Source organism: Massilia sp. UYP32 (assembly GCF_050434365.1).
GTDB lineage: Bacteria > Pseudomonadota > Gammaproteobacteria > Burkholderiales > Burkholderiaceae_D > Telluria > Telluria timonae.
In genome coordinates this window covers 12,318-31,074 of sequence record NZ_JBNDIK010000035.1, presented here as the reverse complement: position 1 = coordinate 31,074, position 18,757 = coordinate 12,318, and the positions used below count along the sequence as shown (strand labels likewise).

Genomic DNA, 18,757 nt, shown 5'->3' with positions numbered 1-18,757 from the left:
CCTCCATCAGGCGGTCTAGTTGAACGAATAGTTCACGCTGGCATAGAACCGCCGCCCGCGCGGATCGGTATAGCTCGGATCGTACCCGGACAGGAAGAAATAGGCCTGGTTCGAATACGGCGGGCTCTCGTCGAACAGGTTCTGCATGCCGGCGCGCAGCTTCAGGCGCGGCGTCGCCTGATACGCCGCCGACAGGTCCCACAGCGAGTACGACTTGACCTTGTTGGCCGCCACCACCGAACCGTCGTCGATATTGATCGCCGTGTTCTGGTCGTCGTAGCCGCTCGACCAGGTGTTCTGCAGGCTGGCCGAGACCGGCCCGCGCTCCCAGTCGAAGCTCACCGTATGGCGCCAGCGCTGCACCACGCCGTCGGTCACGAACTTGTTCAGGTTGCTCACAAAAGCATCGCCCGGCGCGTTCTGGATTTCCGACGACAGCACATAGGTGCCGTTCAGGCGTCCGCCAAAGCGACCGATGGCGGTGTCGACGCCGCGCACCGTGACCGCCAGGTCCAGGCCCTTGGCTACCTGGGCGCCGCGGTTTTCCTTGCGCAGCTCGATGTAGTCGATCACGTCGTCTTCATCGCGGTGCACCAGGTCGCCGTACTTGGCCAGGTTGCCCAGGATGATGTCGTCGCCGATCTCGCTGATCAAGTCGGTGCGCTTGATGTTCCAGTAGTCGAGCGAGGCGCTCACGTTGCGGCCGGCCGCGAACACGGCGCCGAACGAGAACTGGCGGCTGCGCTCCGGCTGCAGGTCGGCATTGCTGTAGCGGCGCGTATCCCAGTTGTCGGCGCAGTCGGCGTAGTTGTTGTCGACGGTGGCGCAATACACCGGATCGGGCAGGGTCGCGGTGCTGCTGTAGACGGTGGGGCGGAACAGCTCCGTCATGGTCGGCGCGCGGAAGCCGCGGCCGGCCGAGGCGCGCAGCAGCAGCGCATCCGTCGGACGGTAGGAGAGGCCGATCTTGGGGCTGGCCGCGCCGCCGACCTGCTCGTAATGGTCGTAGCGGGCCGACAGCTGCGCCTCCCACTGCTGCGCGAACGGCACCAGCAGTTCGCCGTACAGGCCGGCGACGTCGCGCTTGTCGCTGGTGGTGCGGCCGCCTTCCGGCGCCGCGTCGTTGTTGATGTTGTCGGAGAGGAGCAGGGCGGAAGGCGTGAAATTGTTCTTCTCGCGCCGCACCTCGCCGCCGATGGCGACGGCCAGCTCGCCGCCCGCCAGCGGCATGAGCGCGCGCGAGAACTTGAAGTCGACCGAGTCGAGCGTGCCGCGCGCGCGGCGCACGACGTCGTCGACCTGGATGCTGTCGAGCAGGGCAAGGCCCTCCGGGCTGGACGGACCGAACGGGTTGATGCGGCCGTCCAGGATCCCTTCCATCAGCTCGTTGTACAGCACGTAGCCGTTGGTGTCGCGGTCCTTGACCGTGTTGACGCTGTGGTTATACGCGGTGTCGTAGTCCCAGCCGCCCACGGTGCCGCTCACGCCGACCACGAAGCGCATGCCTTCGCTGGTCAGTTCGCTGGTGCGCTGGCCGGCCTCGGACAGGCGCATGCGCAGCTCCAGTTCGCCCGGATAGTCGTCGTCCAGTTCTTCCAGGCCGGTGCCCACCAGTTGCGGCACCAGTCGGTAGTCGATATAGCCGGTGACGCGCGCCGACGAGCCGGTGTAGTACGACTTCGAGCGGCTGAGCGCGACTTCGGCATAGGCCTGGTGGCCGCCGCCGAGCTTCAACACGCCGCGGCTGAGCAGGCTGGCTTTCTCGGTCTTCGGATAGAGCTCGGTGTCGCCCATGTAGTTATAGGTGCAGGCATCGACGCCGCCGGTGCCGTCGGGCAGGTAGACGTTGGCCGGCGGCGCGCAATCGGGCGCCGACAGGTTGATCAGGCGGTTGGTGATCGGGCGGCCGTTGATGGTGAAGCCGAGTTCCTGCAGGTGGTCGCGCTGGTTCGAGGTCAGGCGGATATTCGCCGGGCCGGTATAGCCCGACAGCAGGTGGCCCAGGCGCTCCTCGACCCGCAGGCCGGGGATGAAGCTGCGCTGCGAGGTATTGAGCGCATTGGTGCGCTGGAAGTCGGCCACCGCGAACACATTGTAGCCGTCGCGTTCGAGGTCGCCCTTGCCGGCGCTGATGCTGGCGGTGCGCTTGCCGGCGCCGCCTTCGTCGGTGGTGCTGCCGTAGGCGTTCAGTTCCAGGCCCTGGAAGTCCTTGCGGGTGATGAAGTTGATGACGCCGCCGATCGCGTCGGTGCCGTACAGCGCCGAGGCGCCATCCAGCAGCACCTCGACCCGCTCCAGCGCGGCGGCCGGGATGTTGTTCAGGTCGACGCCGCTGTCGTCGCCGGGCGAGGCGAAGTTGGCCATGCGCCGGCCATTGAGCAGGACCAGGGTCGACGAGGTGCCGATGCCGCGCAGGTTGGCGCTGTTGAAGCCGCGCTGGTCGCCGCCGACATTGATGCTGGCGCCGTCGGTCAGGCCGTTGACGTTGCTCGATACCCGGGCCAGCAGCTCGGAGGCGGTGGTCACGCCGGCCTTTTCGATCTCGGCGCGCGAGACGATCTGCACCGGCAGGGCGGTCTCGGACTGCACCCGCCGGATGGCGGAGCCGGTGACCTCGACCTTCGGCATCGCGGCCGGCGCCGGCGCGGCTGCCGGCGCAACGTCGGTCGTCACCGGCGGCGTTTCCTGCGCCAGCGCGCTGCCCGCCGCCCCTGCCGCCATCCAGGCGCCCGCCAGCAGCGCACCGCGCACGGCGCGCGCCGCCGCCTTCAACTTCATATTCATCAATTGTCCCTATGAAACCACGTAAATATCGAGGAGTGTAATCGCGCGGCGAGCAGTAATGACAACTATTGGCGCGGGAAACGAGGGATGTTGCGAATCTGATACGCGGACGATGGCAATCCGGCCCGGCATTCCTTTTGGAGAAATAATGAATTGCGGATTGCGCCGATTCCCTGCCTTTGCATAATTCATGAGAATGGTGCCACGATGAACGCGGCCAGCGCGCCGCCAGCCCGGGAGAGCGCAGCATGACGACTTCGGTTTACCACGACGGCGAACGCGCCGTGCAGCACAGCGCCGGCGAGGCCGCCATCGCCGAGCGCAACGGCGTGGTCATCGCCGACTCCATCCTGGGCGGCGCCCGGCCCTTCATCGGCAAGCAGTCGATGGTGGTGCTGGCGAGCGTCGACCCGGAGGGTGCGCCCTGGTCCACGGTCCTGTTCGGGCAGCCCGGCTTCGCCCATGCCGACAGCGCGACGCAGGTCACCGTCGACCTGCCGGCGGCGCTGCGCGATCCTGACGAGCCATTCTGGCGCAACGTCGCCGCCAATCCGGCGATCGGCAGCCTGTTCATCGAGCTCGGCTCGCGCCGCCGCTACCGCATCAATGGCGCCCTGGCGCTCCTGGACGACGGGGGCTTCGACCTGGCGGTGCGCGAGGCCTACCCGAACTGCCCCAAATACATCCAGCGCCGCCAGCTGCGCCGCATCGATGGCGAGTCGGCGCCGGCCCTGCTGGGCGAAGGGCGCGCGCTCGACCAGGCCGCGCGCGCCATCGTGCGCCGCGCCGACACCGTCTTCGTGGCCAGCAACCACCAGGAGCGCGGCGCCGACGCCTCGCACCGCGGCGGCAGCCCCGGCTTCGTCCAGGTGGTGGACGACACGCTGCTGCGCATTCCCGACTACGCCGGCAACAGCCTGTTCAACACCTTCGGCAACCTGACGGTCGACCCGCGCGTGGGCCTGTGCATTCCCGACTTCGACGGCCAGCGCCTGTTGCAGCTGAGCGGCCGCGCATGCATCCTGCATGGCCAGGACGATCCGCACGGCCTGAGCGGCGGCACCGGACGCTTCTGCGAAATCGCGATCGAGCGCTGGCTGCTGCGCCGCGCGCCGCAGCGCCTGGACTGGGAATACCTGGACGCCTCCCCGTTCAATCCGGCGGTAGAGGCCTGAGTCATGGCTGACGTCATGATGTATCTGATCGACGCCATCATCCGCCACGGCCCCGTGGTCAGGGAATTCCGCCTGGCGCCGGAAGGCGGCGCGCCGCTGCCGCCGTGGCAGCCCGGAGCCCACGTCGAACTCGCATTCACTTCGCGCGCCGGCGCCCGCCACCGCAACGCCTATTCGGTGGTGGGCGAGGAGGGCGGAATGCTGCGCATCGCGGTCCAGCGCGAGGAAGGCGGGCGTGGCGGCTCGCGCGTGCTGCATGACGAATTCGAGCCGGGCATGGCGCTCGAGGTCAGCCTGCCGCTGAACGGATTCACGCTGCACCCGGGGAGCACCCGCACCGTGCTGATCGCGGGCGGCATCGGCATCACGCCGATGCTGCCGATGGCGCGCGCGCTCGAGACGGCCGGCGCCAGCTACCAATTGCACTACCTGGCGCGCGATAGCGCGCGGCTGGTGCTGGCCGCCGATTGGCAGGCCCTCGGCGAGGACCGCGTGCGCACCTATGCCACCGCAAGCGAAGGGCGCCCCGACCTGGGCCGGATGATCGGCCCGTGGCAGCCGGGCTGCGAGCTGCATGCCTGCGGCCCTTCGGTCCTGCTCGAGGCAATCCGCGCCGCCGCGACGGCGCAGGGCTGGCCGCAGCGGCACGTGCGCGTCGAAAGCTTCGGCGCGCGCGCCCACGACGAGGACCGGCCGCTGCGGGTGGTCTTACGGCAAAGCGGCATGACGCTCGACGTCGCGCCGGGCAAGTCGATCCTCGAGGCGATGATCGAGGCCGACGTGTTCGTTTCCTACGAGTGCAAGCGTGGTGAATGCGGCAACTGCTATGCTGGCGTGGTGTCGGGCGAGCCGCTGCATCGCGACGTGTGCCTGAACGCCCGGCAGCGGACCATCGGCATGACGCCCTGCGTCTCCTGGGCCAGGGGCCCGCTGCTGGAACTCGATCTGTAAGCTGTCTTCCACCACCACCAATCGAAAGGTCTCACGATGACAACGCCCACCGCAGTGCGTCCGCCGCTGCCGCCATTCACCCGCGAATCCGCGATCGAAAAAGTGCGCCTGGCCGAAGACGGCTGGAACACGCGCGACGCCGCCAAGGTGGCGCTGGCCTACAGCCTGGACACGCGCTGGCGCAACCGCGCCGAATTCGTCAACGGCCGTGACGAGGCGCGCGCCTTCCTCGAGCGCAAATGGAAGAAGGAGCTCGAGTACCGCCTGATCAAGGAGCTGTGGGCCTTCACCGACAACCGCATCGCGGTGCGCTATGCCTACGAGAGCCGCGACGACTCGGGCAACTGGTACCGCTCCTATGGCAACGAGAACTGGGAATTCGGCCCGGACGGCCTGATGGTCAACCGCTACGCCAGCATCAACGACATGCCGATCGAGGAAGAAGAGCGCAAGTTCCGCTGGCCGCTGGGACGCCGCCCCGACGACCATCCGGGGCTGTCCGACCTGGGGCTGTGAGCGCGACGGCGCGCAACGCAAGTCATCATTTCGCAGGGAGTACCGGGTGGACCAGATCCATTTGATGCACGTCTTCGTGGCGGTCGGCGAAGAAGAGGGCTTCGCCGCGGCGGCGCGGCGCCTGGACCTGTCGCCGGCCGCCGTCACGCGCGCCATTGCCGGTCTCGAGGAGCGGCTGGGCGTCAAGCTGCTGCTGCGCACCACGCGCAACGTGCGCCTGACGGAAGCGGGGCGGCGCTACCTGGACGACACGCGTGCCATCCTGGCCAGCATCGATGAAGCCAACGAGGCGGCGGCCGGCGTCAACGCGGCGCCGAAGGGCAACCTGTCGGTGACGGCCCCGGTCCTGTTCGGCAAGACCTTCGTCATGCCCTGCATCGTGCAGTTCCTGAACGAGTATCCCGAAGTCGAGGTGTCGGCGCTGTTCCTCGACCGCATCGTGAACCTGGTCGACGAAGGCGTCGACGTCGCCGTGCGCATCGGCCACCTGCCCGATTCGAGCCTCAGGGCGCTGCGCGTTGGCCAGGTGCGGCGCGTGCTGTGCGCCGCGCCCGACTATCTGGCCAGGCACCCCTTGCCGCAGCATCCGGCCGACCTGCTGCGCCATACGATCATCGCCGCCACCGGCGTCTCGCCGCGGGTCGAGTGGAAGTTCGGCGCGGTCGACGATCCGGCCATGGTGCGCCTGCGGCCGCGCCTGACGGTGACCAGCAACGACGCCGCCATCGAGGCCGCCTGCGCCGGGCTGGGCATCTGCCGGCTGCTGTCCTACCAGATCGCCGACCAGCTGACCGACGGCCGCCTCAAGATCGTCCTGTCCGAGCATGAGGAAGCGCCATGGCCGGTGCACCTGGTGCACCGCGAGAACAAGTTCGGCTCGTCCAAGGTGCGCAACTTCATCGACCTGCTGGCTGACCAGCTGCGCGCGAATCCTCATCTCCACTGAGAAACCCCTGCGTTTCGTTTGACGCAATAATGTATTGTCTTCGGCCTGATGGTTCTTGGCGGTCGAGCTTCCTGGAATGGGGTCATTCGCTGCCCGGCGCGGCGAACACCACCGCGCAGATCGCGGCCGACGGCCATACCGTGTTCACCTTCTGAACGGGCGCCGGGGCGCGCCGTGCACGTCGCCCCCCTGTTGTCTCCGGTTCAGACGATAATGTCAGGGTTATTCTAAAAAATTCGGAGACAGCATGTTCGACACCGCAAGCCGGCCCGGCGCGTTCGCGGCAGGGACCGGCCCGGCCATTTTGGAAGGGGCATACCGCAAGGCCATCTGGCGCCTGATCCCGTTCATCTTCGTCTGCTATCTGTTCAACTACCTGGACCGGGTCAACGTCGGTTTCGCCAAGCTCGAGATGCTCGACGCCCTGCAGTTCAGCGAGACCATCTATGGCCTGGGCGCCGGCATCTTCTTCATCGGCTACGTGAGCTTCGGCGTGCCGAGCAACCTGATCCTGCACCGGCTGGGCGCGCGGCGCTGGATCGCCGTCATGATGATGGCCTGGGGCTCGCTGTCGGCCTGCATGCTGTTCGTGACCACGCCGCTGGAGTTCTACCTGCTGCGCTTCTTCACCGGCGTGGCCGAAGCCGGCTTCTTCCCGGGCATGGTCCTGTATTTCACCAAGTGGTTCCCGTCGCACAAGCGCGGCCAGGTGATGGCCTTGTTCATGGCGGCGATTCCCGTCTCGGGCCTGGTCGGCGGCCCGCTCTCGGGCTGGATGCTGAGCCACTTCGCCGACGGCCAGGGCGGCATGGCTGCCTGGCAGTGGCTGTTCCTGCTGCAAGGCCTGCCCACCGTGTTCCTGGGCCTGGCGGCGCTGTTCTACCTGAACGACGGCGTGGCCCAGGCCAGCTGGCTCGGCGCCCATGAGAAGGCGGCCTTGCAGGAGGAGCTCGCGCGCGACGAGCGCGAACGACCGCCCGGCGCCAGCGCCGTGCACTCGCTGCGCGCGCTGCTGCTCGACCGCCATGTGTGGATGCTCGGCTTTATCTATTTCAGCATCAAGATGGGGGCGTACGCGATCAATTTCTGGCTGCCGTCGATCATCCGCGAGCTCGGCTTCGAGGACCTCGGCACGGTCGGCTGGCTGAGCGCGATTCCCTACCTGTTCGCCTGCGTGTTCATGGTGCTGGTGGGCCGTTCGGCCGACCGCCGGCGCGAGCGCCGCTGGCACCTGTCGGCGCCGCTCCTGATGGCGCTGGCGGGCCTGGCGATGGCCGCGCACTTCTCGGACAACGCCGTCGTCGCCATGATAGGCCTGTGCCTGGCGACGATGGGCGCGCTCGCCGGCCTGCCGATGTTCTGGCCGCTGCCGGCGGCCTTCCTCAGCAGCGCCGCCGCGGCCGGCGGCCTGGCCCTGATCAATTCGATGGGGCAGGTGGCCGGCTTCGCCAGCCCCTTCCTGGTCGGCTGGATCAAGGACCTCACCGGCAGCACCGACGTCGCGCTGTACATCCTGTCGAGCGTGATGCTGGTCGGGGCCTTGCTGGTGCTGACCGTGCCGGCGCGGCTGGTCGATCGCTGACCGCCACGGGATCAGGCGCTTGCGGGGCTGAGCAGCGCCGACACGTACAGCAGCAGCTTGTCCTCGCTGCGCGCCAGGTCCAGCCCCGTCAGTTCGCCGATGCGGCGCAGGCGGTAGTCGAGCGTGTTGCGGTGGATGCCGAGACTGGCCGCAGTGGCGGCCGAGTTCTCGTCCTGGGCGAACCAGGTGTCGAGCGTGGCGCGCAGCATGGCGCGGCTCTTGTCGCCCGCCAGGCGCGCGATCGGCATGCGCAGCTGGTGCGCCTGCCAGCCGCTGTCGAGTCCTGATAGCAGCACCGGCAGCGCCAGGTCGTAATAGCTGAACACCTGCTGCTGCGGCATGCGCAGGCGCCCCAGCCGGCTAGCGCTGCGCGCGCTCTGGTACGAGACGGCGGCGCCTTCCAGGCCGGGCAGGGCGATGCCCATCGCCAGCGTGAAAGGCAGCTCGCATTCCTCGCGCACCAGCTGGGCCAGCAAGTCCAGGCGCCGCTGCGGCGGCGTCTCGTAGCCCTTGCGCGCCGGGTCCCAGGAATCGAGCAGCACCATCTCGGACGGGCCGACGGTGGCGGTGAGCGCATCCTCGCGCCGCGCCAGCAGGCGCATCTGCAGGCGCTGGATGTCGTGCAGGGCGGCCCCGGCCTCGGCGCCGTCCGGCTGCAGTTCGAGCAGGAACGCCAGTTGCATGCGCTCGAGGTCCAGGCCCAGGCGCCGCGCCCAGCCTTCGAGCTCGGGCCGCTGCGCCGCCTCGAAGCGGATCAGGTTCAGCACGAAGGCTTCGCGGTAGCGCGAATTGTTCTGCAATTCGTTCGCCAGCGCCGCCTGTTCCAGGATCATCTCGGCCGTCAGGCGCACCAGTTCGCCGAACTGGCGGACCTCGTCCGGCGCGCCGGAGAGGCCCACCGCGCCGCACAGCTGGCCGCCCACGGAGAGAGGCAGGTTGGTGCCCGGCTGGGCGCCATGCAGCTTGCGCGCGGCCGCCGCGTCGATCTCCACGGTCAGCTTCTTGGCCAGCGCCAGCAGGGCGCCCGCATGCAGTTCGCCGATCCGCTCGGGGTTGCCGCTGGCGAGGATCACGCCGTTGGCGTCCATCACATTCACGTTGAACGGGATGATCCGCATGGTGCGGGTGACGATTTCCTGGGCAAGCCGGGTGTCGAGGATATGCATGGGGTAGGGCCTGGAAGGTGGAGCGAACCTTGTGATTATGCACAAAACTTCCTGCGCCGAGGAGGCCGAATCCGGCCGATGATGGTAAATATTGTGAGGTTGCACGAAAAATGCCGGCTATTTCCCGCTCTGGTTTGTGCGTGTCGCCGACGCTGGATATCCCTTGTTTGGCCGATAATCTTGCAGATCACCCTATTAGAAATTCGGAGACAGCATGAGCACCACCGCAAGCACATCCGGCGTCCAGGGCGGCGCCGCCGGCGCGGCCCTGTTGGACGGCGCCTACCGCAAGGCCACCTGGCGCCTGATTCCCTTCATCTTCGTCTGCTACCTGTTCAACTACCTGGACCGCGTCAACGTCGGCTTCGCCAAGCTCGAGATGCTCGACGCGCTCCAGCTCAGCGAAACCGTGTACGGCCTGGGCGCCGGCATCTTCTTCATCGGCTACGTGACGTTCGGCGTGCCGAGCAACCTGATCCTGCACCGGCTGGGCGCGCGGCGCTGGATCGCCATCATGATGATGGCCTGGGGCTCGCTGTCGGCCTGCATGCTGTTCGTGACCACGCCGATGGAATTCTATGTGCTGCGCTTCTTCACCGGCGTGGCCGAAGCCGGCTTCTTCCCCGGCATGGTGCTGTACTTCACCAAGTGGTTCCCGTCGCACAAGCGTGGCCAGGTGATGGCGCTGTTCATGTCGGCGATCCCCGTTTCGGGCCTGATCGGCGGCCCGCTGTCGGGCTGGATGCTGAGCCACTTCGCGCACGGCCAGGGCGGCATGGACGGCTGGCAGTGGCTGTTCCTGCTGCAAGGCCTGCCGACCGTGTTCCTGGGCGTGGCCGTGTTCTTCTACCTGAACGACGGCATCAGGCAGGCCGGCTGGCTGAGCGACGCCGAAAAGGCCGCGATGCAGGACGCGCTCGACCAGGACGAGCAGCAGCGCGCGAAGGGCGTGCACGCGGTGCATTCCTTCGGCGCCGTGCTGCGCGACTGGCATGTGTGGATGCTGGGCTTCATCTACTTCAGCATCCAGATGGGCGTCTACGCGATCAACTTCTGGCTGCCCTCGATCATCAAGTCGCTGGGCTTCGAGAACGCGACCACGGTCGGCTGGCTGAGCGCCATCCCCTACCTGTTCGCCGGCGTGTTCATGGTGCTGGTGGGCCGCTCGGCCGACCGCCGGCGCGAGCGCCGCTGGCACCTGTCGGCGCCATTGCTGATGGCGCTGGTGGGCCTGCTCATGGCCGCCAACTTCTCGGACAACGCGGTGATCGTGCTGGTCGGCCTCTCGCTGGCCACGATGGGCGCGCTGACCGGCCTGCCGATGTTCTGGCCCCTGCCGGCGGCCTTCCTCGGCAGCGCGGCGGCGGCCGGCGGCCTGGCCCTGATCAATTCGATGGGGCAGGTGGCCGGCTTCGTCAGCCCCTTCCTGGTCGGCTGGATCAAGGACGCCACCGGCAGCACCGACGTCGCGCTGTACATCCTGTCCACCGTCCTGTTCATCGGCGCCATGCTGGTGCTGGTCGTGCCTGCCCGTCTGGTCAATCGCTAAAGGAGAGGTCCATGAAAATCGTCATCGCTCCAGATTCGTTCAAGGAAAGCCTGTCGGCCCTCGAAGCCGCCAGCGCCATCGAGGCCGGCTTCCGGGAGATCTTTCCCGACGCCGCCTACGTGAAGGTGCCGGTGGCCGACGGCGGCGAAGGCACGGTCGAGGCCATGGTCGCCGCCACCGGCGGTCGCCAGGTCGTGTTGCAGGCCACCGGCCCGCTGGGCCGGCCGGTCGAGGCTTTCTATGGCTTGAGCGGCGACGAGTCGACCGCCGTGATCGAGATGGCCGCCGCCAGCGGCCTCGAACTGGTGGCGCCCGCCGAACGCGATCCGCTGGTGGCTACCAGCCGCGGCACCGGTGAACTGATCCGCGCCGCGCTCGATCGCGGCGCGCGCCGCTTCATCCTCGGCGTGGGCGGCAGCGCCACCAACGATGGCGGCGCCGGCATGCTGCAGGCGCTCGGCGTCGAACTGCTCGACGCGCAGGGCGCCCAGCTGGCGCCGGGCGGCGCCGCGCTGGCCCTCCTTTCGCGCATCGACGTATCAAGGCTCGACCCGCGCATCGAAGAATGCGTGTTCGAGGTGGCCTGCGACGTCAGCAATCCGCTGGTGGGCCCCAGGGGCGCGTCCGCGATCTTCGGACCGCAGAAGGGCGCCACGCCCGAGATGGTCGAGCGGCTCGACGCCAGCCTGCGCCACTACGCGGGCGTGATCGCGCGCGACCTGGGCCAGGACGTGGCCGATATTCCCGGCGCCGGCGCCGGCGGCGGCATCGCCGCGGCGATGCTGGTGTTCCTGAAGGGGCGCCTGCGTCCCGGCAGCGAGATCGTGGCCGACGCGGTGGGCCTGGACGCCTTCGTGCGCGACGCCGACCTGGTGGTCACGGGCGAGGGGCGCATCGACAGCCAGACCGTCAACGGCAAGACCCCGATCGGCGTCGCGCGCGTGGCCGGGCGCCACGCCAAGCCGGTGATCGCCATCGGCGGCTGCCTGGCGAACGACGCCAGCGCGGTGCACGCGCACGGCATCGCCGCCACCTTCAGCACCGTCATGAAGGCGGGGACGGTGGCCGAGGTGCTGGCCGGCGCGCAGTTCAACCTGCAGTGCACGGCGCGTAATATCGCGGCCGCGCTCAAGCTCGGCATGGATTTGCGGCGCTAGGCCGTCAGCGGCGTATCGACCTTCTTGAGGGTGCGCAGCACGAAGCTCGACTTGCTGTGGCGGATGCCGGGGATCTTGTACAGGCGTTCGCGCAGCAGGCGTTCGTAGTCGCGCGTGTCCTTCACCGCGATGCGCAGGAAATAATCGTAGTCGCCCGAGATCAGCGAGGCTTCCAGCACCTCGGGAATCGATTCGAGCGCGCGCCCGAATTCGTACAGCGTTTCTTCGCTGTGGCTGTCGAGCGTGACCTGCACGATCAGCTGGTCGTGGTAGCCGAGGCTCGGCAGGTCGACCTTGACCGTATAACCCTGCAGGGCTCCGCTATCCGTCATCCGCTTGATGCGGTTCCAGCACGAGGTGGTCGACAGGCCGACCGCGGCGCTGATCTCCTGCAGCGGCGTGCGCGAGTCGCGCAGCAGGATGCCCAGGATGGTCAAGTCGGTCGCATCGAAAGATTTTCTTTCTTGATTCATTGTTGACGAAAATTATTCAGGTAAGGCGGCAATTCTAGCTGAAAATATGAAGCACTTTCATGTCTTTCCTCGATAGACTTCAAGGCATGAAACCACATCCCGAATTCCTCCCGCCAGCCGCCGGCAAGGTCGCCCTGACCGGCGCCGGCCTCTTGCTCGACACCCTGGTCGCCTGCGGCGTCGACACCGTGTTCGGCTATCCCGGCGGCGCCGTGCTGCCCTTGTACGATGCGCTGGCCCAGGATGGGCGGCTGCGCCACGTGCTGGTGCGCCACGAGCAGGCCGCCGTCCATGCGGCGCAAGGCTATGCGCGCTCGACCGGCCGGCTGGGCGTCGTGTTCGTAACCTCCGGGCCGGGCATCGCCAACACCACCTCCGGCCTGCTCGACGCGCTGAGCGATTCGATCCCCATCCTGTGCGTCAGCGGCCAGGTCGCGACCGCCGCCATCGGCACCGACGCGTTTCAGGAGTGCGACGCGCTGGGCATCTCGCGCACGGTCACCAAATGGAACACGCAGGTGCGCGCCACGCGCGACATCGTCGCCACGATCCGGCGCGCGGTGGTTGAAGCGAGCGAGGGCCGGCCCGGCCCGGTGCTGGTGGACGTGCCCAAGGATATCCAGGCGCGCGCCGTGGACGCGGCCGACTTCGGGCGCCAGGTAAAGCCGTCTCCGATGCTGCGCGCCGTGGACGACGACCGGGATGGCCTGGACGCCGCGGCGCTGCTCATCCGCCAGGCGCGGCGCCCGGTGTTCTACGGCGGCGGCGGCTTGATCAACGCGGGGCTGGACGCCTGCGCCGCCTTCACGCGCCTGGTGCGCTGGAAGGACGCGCCATGCACGCTCACCCTGATGGGGCTGGGCGCCTTTCCGGCCTCGGACCGGCGCTGGCTGGGCATGCTCGGCATGCACGGCACGCTGGAAGCGAACCTGGCGATGCATGGCGCCGACCTGGTCGTGTGCGTCGGCGCGCGCTTCGACGACAGGGTGACCGGACGGCTGGCCGACTTCTGTCCAGGCGCGCAGATCGTCCACATCGACATCGATCCGCGCTCGATCGGCAAGGTGGTGGCGGCCGATGTCGGCCTGCGCGGCGATTGCGGCGCGGTGCTGCGCGGCCTGCTGGACCGCCTTGTCGGCCTGCGCGCCGATCCCGCCTTGCTCAGGGATTGGTGGCGCACCATCGACTCCTGGCGCGCCGAGCGCTGCCTCGACTTCGCCGCGCAGGATGCCGCGATCGTCCCGCAGCAGCTGATGTCCACCCTGGCCGGGCGCCTGGCTGGCAGGAATGCGATCGTCTCGACCGACGTCGGCCAGCACCAGATGTGGGCCGCGCAATACCTGGGCTTCGAGGCGCCGCGCCGCTGGCTGACCTCGGGCGGCGCCGGCACCATGGGCTATGGCTTGCCGGCGGCGATCGGGGCCCAGGTCGCGCATCCGGACGCGCTGGTCGTGTGCGTCAGCGGCGATGCCTCGGTGCTGATGAATATCCAGGAGCTGTCGACCGCGGTGCAGCACCGCTGTCCGGTCAAGCTGGTCCTGTCGAACAACGGCTGCATGGGCATGGTGCGCCAGTGGCAGGAGCTGCATCATGGCGGGCGCTATAGCCACAGCTACACCGAAGCCTTGCCCGACTTCGTGGCGCTGGCGCGCGCCTTCGGCTGGGAGGCGAGGAGGGTGGAGCAGGCGGGCGAACTGGAAGCGGCGATGGATGCCTGCCTGGACTCCAGCCGGCCCTTCCTGCTCGATGTGCGGGTGGCGCAGGCCGAGAACTGCTTCCCGATGATGCCTCCCGGGCGAGGACACCACGAGATCATGCTGGGCAAGGATCGCTGGTATCGACACGCTCAGTAGTTGTCCGTATTGAAAATGATTCTCATTCGCGATAGGATGCCGGTTTCCATCATGAATCCTGCATGCCATGCTTCTTGCGCCCCTTCGCCCGCTCCTGATCGTCCTTGCCCTGTCTCAGGCTTTCCCAGTGTTGGCGGCGCCGCAGGAGCTCGATGAACAGGACATGCAGGCGGTGCGCGTCACGGCGACCCGGGCGCAGGGCTTCATGCCGAACACCGTGGAGGCGGGGAGCTTTCGTGGTTCGGACGTCATGGACGTGCCCTCGACCGTCAATGTGATCACGCGCGAGGTGCTCGAGCTGCAGGCCGCCGCCGGCCTGTACGACGCGCTGCGCAACACGGCCGGCGTCACCCGCCAGCAAAATGGGGGCGACACCTGGGACCAGCTGGTCATCCGCGGCATCGCGGTCGAGAACCGCACCAACTACCGCCTCAACGGCTCACTGCCGCTGATGAACTTCGGCCAGGTCGCGATGGAGAATAAAGAGCGGGTCGAGGTGCTCAAGGGCGCCACCGCCCTGTACTACGGCTTCACTTCGCCGGCCGGCGTGGTCAACTTCGTCACCAAGCGCGCCGGCAGCGTGCCGGTCGACACGGTCGGGCTGGCGTTGGACGACAACGGCTCGGCCGTCGCCAGCGCCGACGTGGCGCGCCGCTTCGGGCAGCGCCAGGAATTCGGCGTGCGCGTCAATGCGGCCGGCGGCACGCTCGGCTCGCACCTCGACGGCGTCGGCAACGGCAACCGCGGTTTCGCCTCCGCCGCCTCGACTGGCGCGTGAGCGAGCGCCTGCGCCTGCGCGCCGACCTCGAGTACGACAAGCGCCGCGTGACCGAGCAGGTCGGCGTCAACCTGCCGCCGGTGGCCGGCGGCGCCATCCAGTTGCCGCGTGCCGTCGACCCGCGCCGCCTCGTCGGCCCCGACTGGGCGCGCTTCGAGACGCATGCGCGCAACGTCCAGCTGCGCGCCGACGTCGCGCTGAACCAGGACTGGGCCCTGACCCTGGAGGCCGGCCACGCCGAGACCAAACGCGAGCGCAACCTGCCGATCTTCCGCTTCGATAATGCGGCCAGCGTCGCCACCGGGGCCGGCCGCATCAGCGGCAACTCGCAGTTCGCGGACGTCGATTCGGACATGCTGCGCGCCGAGCTGGCCGGGCGCTTCGCGACCGGCGCGCTGACCCACGACCTGACGCTCGGCGCCAGCGGCACCGACAAGGGCCAGGCGCCGGTCTACCAGTCCAACTACACGATCCCGTTTCAAAACCTGTACGACCCGGTCCCGATCCGCAACGCCGGCTTCGGCGCCGTGCCGACGCAGCCGACCACCGCCGCGCTGGAAAGCCGCGACAAGGGCCTGTACCTGGTCGACCGTATCCAGCTGGGCCAGTGGCAGCTGATCGGTGGCGTGCGCCGGGTCGACTACGCGAGCCGCCAGGGCGCCAACCGCTACGACGTGAGCGAAACCACCCCGCTGGCGGCCGTGACCTGGCGCGCCCGCGCCGACTTCTCGCTGTATGCCTCGATGGCCGAAGGGCTGGAGGAAGGCGAGGCGGCGCCGGCCGGCAGCGCCAACGAGGGCACCCGCCTGGCGCCGGGCGAGAGCAAGCAGAAGGAGGTCGGCGCGCGCTGGCGCACCGGCGGCGGCTTCCTGACCCAGCTGGCGCTGTTCGACATCGACCGTCCCGGCTACTACACCAATGCCGCCAACGTGTTCACCGCCGACGGCGAGCAGCGCTATCGCGGCGTCGAGCTGTCGGCGCAAGGGCGCGTCACGCGCCGCCTGTCCTGGCAGGGTTCGGCCCAGGTGCTCGATCCCGAGTTCCGCGACATCGGCGCCGCCTACGACGGCAAGCTGCCCGAGAACGCGGCGCGCCGCACCGCCAGCAGCTTCCTGGCCTACGAGCTCGATGCGGTGCCCGGCCTGTCGCTGACCCTGGGCGCGTATTACACGGGCAGGCGCCCGGTGAATGACCTGAACCAGGCCTGGCTGGGCGGCACGACCCTGTTCAGCGTGGGCGGGCGCTATGCCACGCAGGCCTTCGGCAAGCGCACCACCTGGCAGCTCAACATCGACAACGCGGGCGACAAGCAGTACTGGGCCGGCGCCGGCACGCGCCTCTCGGCCGGCCTGCCGCGCCTGGTCAAGCTGTCGGTGAAGGTGGACCTGTGAAGGCGGCGCCGGATTCGCCATGGCGCTGGCGCCTGCCGACCGTGCGCGAGGTCTGGTTCCAGCTGCACTGGTTCGTCGGTATCACGGCCGGCACCTTGCTGGCCGTGATCGGCCTCACCGGCGCCATCCTCGCGTTCGAGGACGAGATCGTGGAAAGCATCAATCCCGGCGTGTTCGCCGTGCCGGTGCAGGAGCGGACGCGCCTGGAGCCGGAACAGATCCTGCGCGCGGCGCGCCAGGCCCATCCCGGCGAACGGGTCGCCAGCATCTCGATCGCGGCGCAGCCCGGCAGCACCGTCGGCGTACGCTTCGCCCCGCCGCCCGGGGAGCGGCGTGGCGTGGAAATCCGCATCCACCCCTATGACGGCAGCGTGCTGCCCGCCGTGCGTGGCGCGGCCTTTTTCGAGTTCGTCGATGCGCTGCACCGTTGGCTCTTGCTGCCGCGCGCGCCGGGCCGCATCGTGCTCGGCATCCTGGCCCTGTGCCTGGTGGGCCTGGCGCTCAGCGGCCTGTATCTGCGCTGGCCGCGCAAGAAGGACTGGCGCAGCTGGCTGACCTTCAACACGTCGCTGCGTGGCCGATCCTTCCTGTGGGCGCTGCACGCGATCGCCGGCACCTGGGCCCTGGTCGCCTACCTGGTGGTGGCAGGCACCGGACTTTACTGGAGTTTCGACATCGTACGCGGCGCCTTGCAGGACTGGGCCGGCGCACCAATGGCGCAGCCGCGCGAAGGCAGATCCGCCGCCGCGCCGCGTGGCGCGGGAGGCCTGGCGCCGGCCTGGAATACCTTCGTGTCGACCGCGCCCGGCTGGTCGAGCGCGACCATCCGCTTGCCGGAGCGCGCGAGCGGCGCCTACCAGCTGACCTGGCTCGCGCAGGATGCGCCGCACGACCGCGCGCGCAACCGCATGACCGTCGGCGGCGGCGGCGCGGTGCGCCACGACGAGCGCCATGCCGACAAGAGCGTCGGGCAGCGCGCCCTGACCACCATCCGTCCGCTGCACACGGGGACCTATTTCGGATTGCCGGGGCGGATCGTCATGATGTTGGCCAGCCTGGCCTTGCCTGGCTTCGCGATCACCGGCTGGATGCTCTACCTTGGCCGGCGGCGCCAGAAGCGTGCGCTAGCGCGCGAGCGCAGCCTGGCGGCGCGGGCCGAGGTGAACACCGACGTGGTCGCGACGGGTGCGCCGGTCCTGGTGGCCTTCGCGACCCAGGGCGGCCAGGCCGAACGGATCGCGCTGCACAGCGCCGGGGCGCTGCGTGCGGGCGGCCGCGCGGTCGACCTGCGTCCCGTGTCGGCGCTGGCGCCGGGCGACCTGGCCGGCTACGGGCAGGCGCTGTTCGTGGCCAGCACTTTCGGCGAAGGCGAGGCGCCCGATTCCGCGCGGCGCTTCAGCCGCGAGCTGGAAGCGTGGCATTCGATGTTCGACAGTTGCCGCTTCGCGGTGCTGGCGCTGGGCGACCGCAACTACGCGCGTTTCTGCGGCTACGGCCACGCGCTCGAGCGCCGCCTGCAGGCGCTGGGCGGCAAGCCGCTGTTCCCGCTGATCGAAGTGGACCAGGGCGACGCAACGGCGCTGGGACGCTGGATGCATGCGCTGGGCGGGCTTGGCGCCGCGGCGGGAGAGCTGCCGCCCGGCGCCGCGGCCGCACCGTTTTCCGACTGGGTGCTGCATTCGCGGCGCCTGCTCAACCCCGGCAGCCTGGGCGCGCCGATGTACGAGATCGCCTTGCGCCCAAGCCTGGAGGCCGGCTGGCAGCCGGGCGACCTGCTCGAGGTCGCCGTCCCCGAGGCGCCTGCGGCGCCGCGCCGCTATTCGATCGCCAGCGTGCAGGCGGACGGCGCGCTGGAGCTGCTGGTGCGCCAGCAGCGCCACGCGCATGGCCTCGGCCTGGCCTCCGGCTGGCTGACCGAGCGCCTGGCCATCGGTGGATCGGTGCGTGCGCGCCTGGTCGCCAATCCGGGCTTTCACGCGCCGGACGACGACCGTCCGTGCATCTATATCGGCAACGGCTCGGGCATGGCCGGCTTGCGCGGCCACCTGCGCAGCCGCGCCGGCATGGGACGGGGCCGCAACTGGCTGCTGTTCGGCGAGCGCCAGCGCGCCTTCGACAGCCTGTGCGCCGCCGAGCTCGCGGTTCTGCAGTCGGCGGGCATGTTGCCCGAACTCGACCTGGCGTTCTCGCGCGACCCGCAGCCCGAATACGTCCAGGACCGCCTGCATGCGCGCGCCGACCTGCTGCGACGCTGGATCGACGACGGCGCCACGATCCACGTCTGCGGCAGCCTGCAGGGCATGGCCGGGGCGGTGCACGAGGCGCTGGCCGCTATCCTGGGGCAGGCCCGGCTCGAGCAGCTGATGGAGACCGGCCGTTACCGGCGCGACGTCTACTGAGCCGCGTTCATTGCGATCGTACGGCGCCTGCAGGGTG

At 69.0% G+C, this 18,757-nt stretch carries 14 protein-coding genes; 11 read left to right on the top strand and 3 right to left on the bottom strand.

The annotated features are described in order from the left end of the window. Positions 1 to 15: 15 nt before the first annotated feature. Entirely contained in the window at positions 16 to 2,784 is a 2,769-nt protein-coding gene (locus ABIB42_RS23500; protein ID WP_429249062.1) for a TonB-dependent receptor, read from the bottom strand. A gap of 248 nt (positions 2,785 to 3,032) precedes the next feature. Between ABIB42_RS23500 and ABIB42_RS23495 the strand changes: the two genes are divergently transcribed. The 5 genes from ABIB42_RS23495 to ABIB42_RS23475 all read left to right on the top strand — a co-directional run bounded on the left by ABIB42_RS23495 (position 3,033) and on the right by ABIB42_RS23475 (position 7,954). Further along, positions 3,033 to 3,959 carry a pyridoxamine 5'-phosphate oxidase family protein gene (locus ABIB42_RS23495; RefSeq protein WP_312486752.1) on the top strand — a complete coding sequence of 309 codons (927 nt, stop codon included), beginning with the start codon at positions 3,033 to 3,035 and terminating at the stop codon, positions 3,957 to 3,959. A 3-nt stretch (positions 3,960 to 3,962) separates the two neighbouring features. Further along, complete coding sequence (locus tag ABIB42_RS23490; protein ID WP_429249061.1) at positions 3,963 to 4,910, top strand: PDR/VanB family oxidoreductase; 948 nt, start codon at positions 3,963 to 3,965, stop codon at positions 4,908 to 4,910. Positions 4,911 to 4,946: 36 nt separating this feature from the next. Beyond that, complete coding sequence (locus tag ABIB42_RS23485; protein WP_429249060.1) at positions 4,947 to 5,426, top strand: DUF1348 family protein; 480 nt, start codon at positions 4,947 to 4,949, stop codon at positions 5,424 to 5,426. Between the two features lie 46 nt (positions 5,427 to 5,472). Further along, positions 5,473 to 6,372 (top strand): LysR family transcriptional regulator, encoded by a 900-nt coding sequence (locus ABIB42_RS23480; RefSeq protein WP_071362288.1) that lies wholly within the window; start codon positions 5,473 to 5,475, stop codon positions 6,370 to 6,372. Positions 6,373 to 6,619: 247 nt separating this feature from the next. Beyond that, positions 6,620 to 7,954 (top strand): MFS transporter, encoded by a 1,335-nt coding sequence (locus tag ABIB42_RS23475; protein WP_229410158.1) that lies wholly within the window; start codon positions 6,620 to 6,622, stop codon positions 7,952 to 7,954. A gap of 11 nt (positions 7,955 to 7,965) precedes the next feature. Here the strand turns inward: ABIB42_RS23475 and ABIB42_RS23470 are convergent, their stop codons facing one another. Further along, entirely contained in the window at positions 7,966 to 9,120 is a 1,155-nt protein-coding gene (locus ABIB42_RS23470; protein ID WP_429249059.1) for a sugar diacid recognition domain-containing protein, read from the bottom strand. A gap of 214 nt (positions 9,121 to 9,334) precedes the next feature. Here ABIB42_RS23470 and ABIB42_RS23465 point away from each other — a divergent pair, with 214 nt between their 5' ends. Both ABIB42_RS23465 and ABIB42_RS23460 read left to right on the top strand, forming a co-directional pair. Next, positions 9,335 to 10,669, top strand: a complete 1,335-nt coding sequence (locus tag ABIB42_RS23465) for an MFS transporter (RefSeq protein ID WP_429249058.1) — start codon at positions 9,335 to 9,337, stop codon at positions 10,667 to 10,669. 11 nt (positions 10,670 to 10,680) lie between these two features. Beyond that, a complete protein-coding gene (locus ABIB42_RS23460; RefSeq protein WP_005667128.1) occupies positions 10,681 to 11,826 on the top strand; it encodes a glycerate kinase in 1,146 nt (381 codons plus the stop codon). Here ABIB42_RS23460 and ABIB42_RS23455 read toward each other — a convergent pair. Beyond that, the gene (locus ABIB42_RS23455) at positions 11,823 to 12,299 is read right to left on the bottom strand and encodes an Lrp/AsnC family transcriptional regulator (RefSeq protein ID WP_071362292.1); all 477 of its coding nucleotides are present in this window, start codon (positions 12,297 to 12,299) and stop codon (positions 11,823 to 11,825) included. The genes ABIB42_RS23460 and ABIB42_RS23455 overlap by 4 nt on opposite strands. A gap of 86 nt (positions 12,300 to 12,385) precedes the next feature. Between ABIB42_RS23455 and ilvB the strand changes: the two genes are divergently transcribed. The 4 genes from ilvB to ABIB42_RS23435 all read left to right on the top strand — a co-directional run bounded on the left by ilvB (position 12,386) and on the right by ABIB42_RS23435 (position 18,720). Then, positions 12,386 to 14,152: a biosynthetic-type acetolactate synthase large subunit gene (gene ilvB / locus ABIB42_RS23450; protein ID WP_219864457.1), complete on the top strand. Its 1,767-nt coding sequence runs from the start codon at positions 12,386 to 12,388 to the stop codon at positions 14,150 to 14,152. A 127-nt stretch (positions 14,153 to 14,279) separates the two neighbouring features. Then, positions 14,280 to 14,930: a TonB-dependent siderophore receptor gene (locus ABIB42_RS23445; protein WP_429249057.1), complete on the top strand. Its 651-nt coding sequence runs from the start codon at positions 14,280 to 14,282 to the stop codon at positions 14,928 to 14,930. Beyond that, positions 14,927 to 16,321, top strand: coding sequence for a TonB-dependent siderophore receptor (locus ABIB42_RS23440; RefSeq protein WP_313634254.1), 1,395 nt, complete (start codon positions 14,927 to 14,929; stop codon positions 16,319 to 16,321). The genes ABIB42_RS23445 and ABIB42_RS23440 overlap by 4 nt, the downstream gene beginning before the upstream one ends. Then, on the top strand, positions 16,318 to 18,720 hold the full coding sequence (locus ABIB42_RS23435; protein WP_313634253.1) for a sulfite reductase flavoprotein subunit alpha: 2,403 nt from the start codon (positions 16,318 to 16,320) through the stop codon (positions 18,718 to 18,720). The genes ABIB42_RS23440 and ABIB42_RS23435 overlap by 4 nt, the downstream gene beginning before the upstream one ends. Positions 18,721 to 18,757: the final 37 nt, after the last annotated feature.

What these genes read in the sequence shown, in the direction of transcription:
- ABIB42_RS23455 (WP_071362292.1), bottom strand. Translation starts at nt 12,299, where the DNA reads ATGAATCAAGAAAGAAAATCTTTCGATGCGACCGACTTGACCATCCTG.
- ABIB42_RS23475 (WP_229410158.1), top strand. Translation starts at nt 6,620, where the DNA reads ATGTTCGACACCGCAAGCCGGCCCGGCGCGTTCGCGGCAGGGACCGGC.
- ABIB42_RS23465 (WP_429249058.1), top strand. Translation starts at nt 9,335, where the DNA reads ATGAGCACCACCGCAAGCACATCCGGCGTCCAGGGCGGCGCCGCCGGC.
- ABIB42_RS23460 (WP_005667128.1), top strand. Translation starts at nt 10,681, where the DNA reads ATGAAAATCGTCATCGCTCCAGATTCGTTCAAGGAAAGCCTGTCGGCC.
- ABIB42_RS23470 (WP_429249059.1), bottom strand. Translation starts at nt 9,120, where the DNA reads ATGCATATCCTCGACACCCGGCTTGCCCAGGAAATCGTCACCCGCACC.
- ABIB42_RS23485 (WP_429249060.1), top strand. Translation starts at nt 4,947, where the DNA reads ATGACAACGCCCACCGCAGTGCGTCCGCCGCTGCCGCCATTCACCCGC.
- ilvB (WP_219864457.1), top strand. Translation starts at nt 12,386, where the DNA reads ATGAAACCACATCCCGAATTCCTCCCGCCAGCCGCCGGCAAGGTCGCC.
- ABIB42_RS23500 (WP_429249062.1), bottom strand. Translation starts at nt 2,784, where the DNA reads ATGAATATGAAGTTGAAGGCGGCGGCGCGCGCCGTGCGCGGTGCGCTG.
- ABIB42_RS23495 (WP_312486752.1), top strand. Translation starts at nt 3,033, where the DNA reads ATGACGACTTCGGTTTACCACGACGGCGAACGCGCCGTGCAGCACAGC.
- ABIB42_RS23490 (WP_429249061.1), top strand. Translation starts at nt 3,963, where the DNA reads ATGGCTGACGTCATGATGTATCTGATCGACGCCATCATCCGCCACGGC.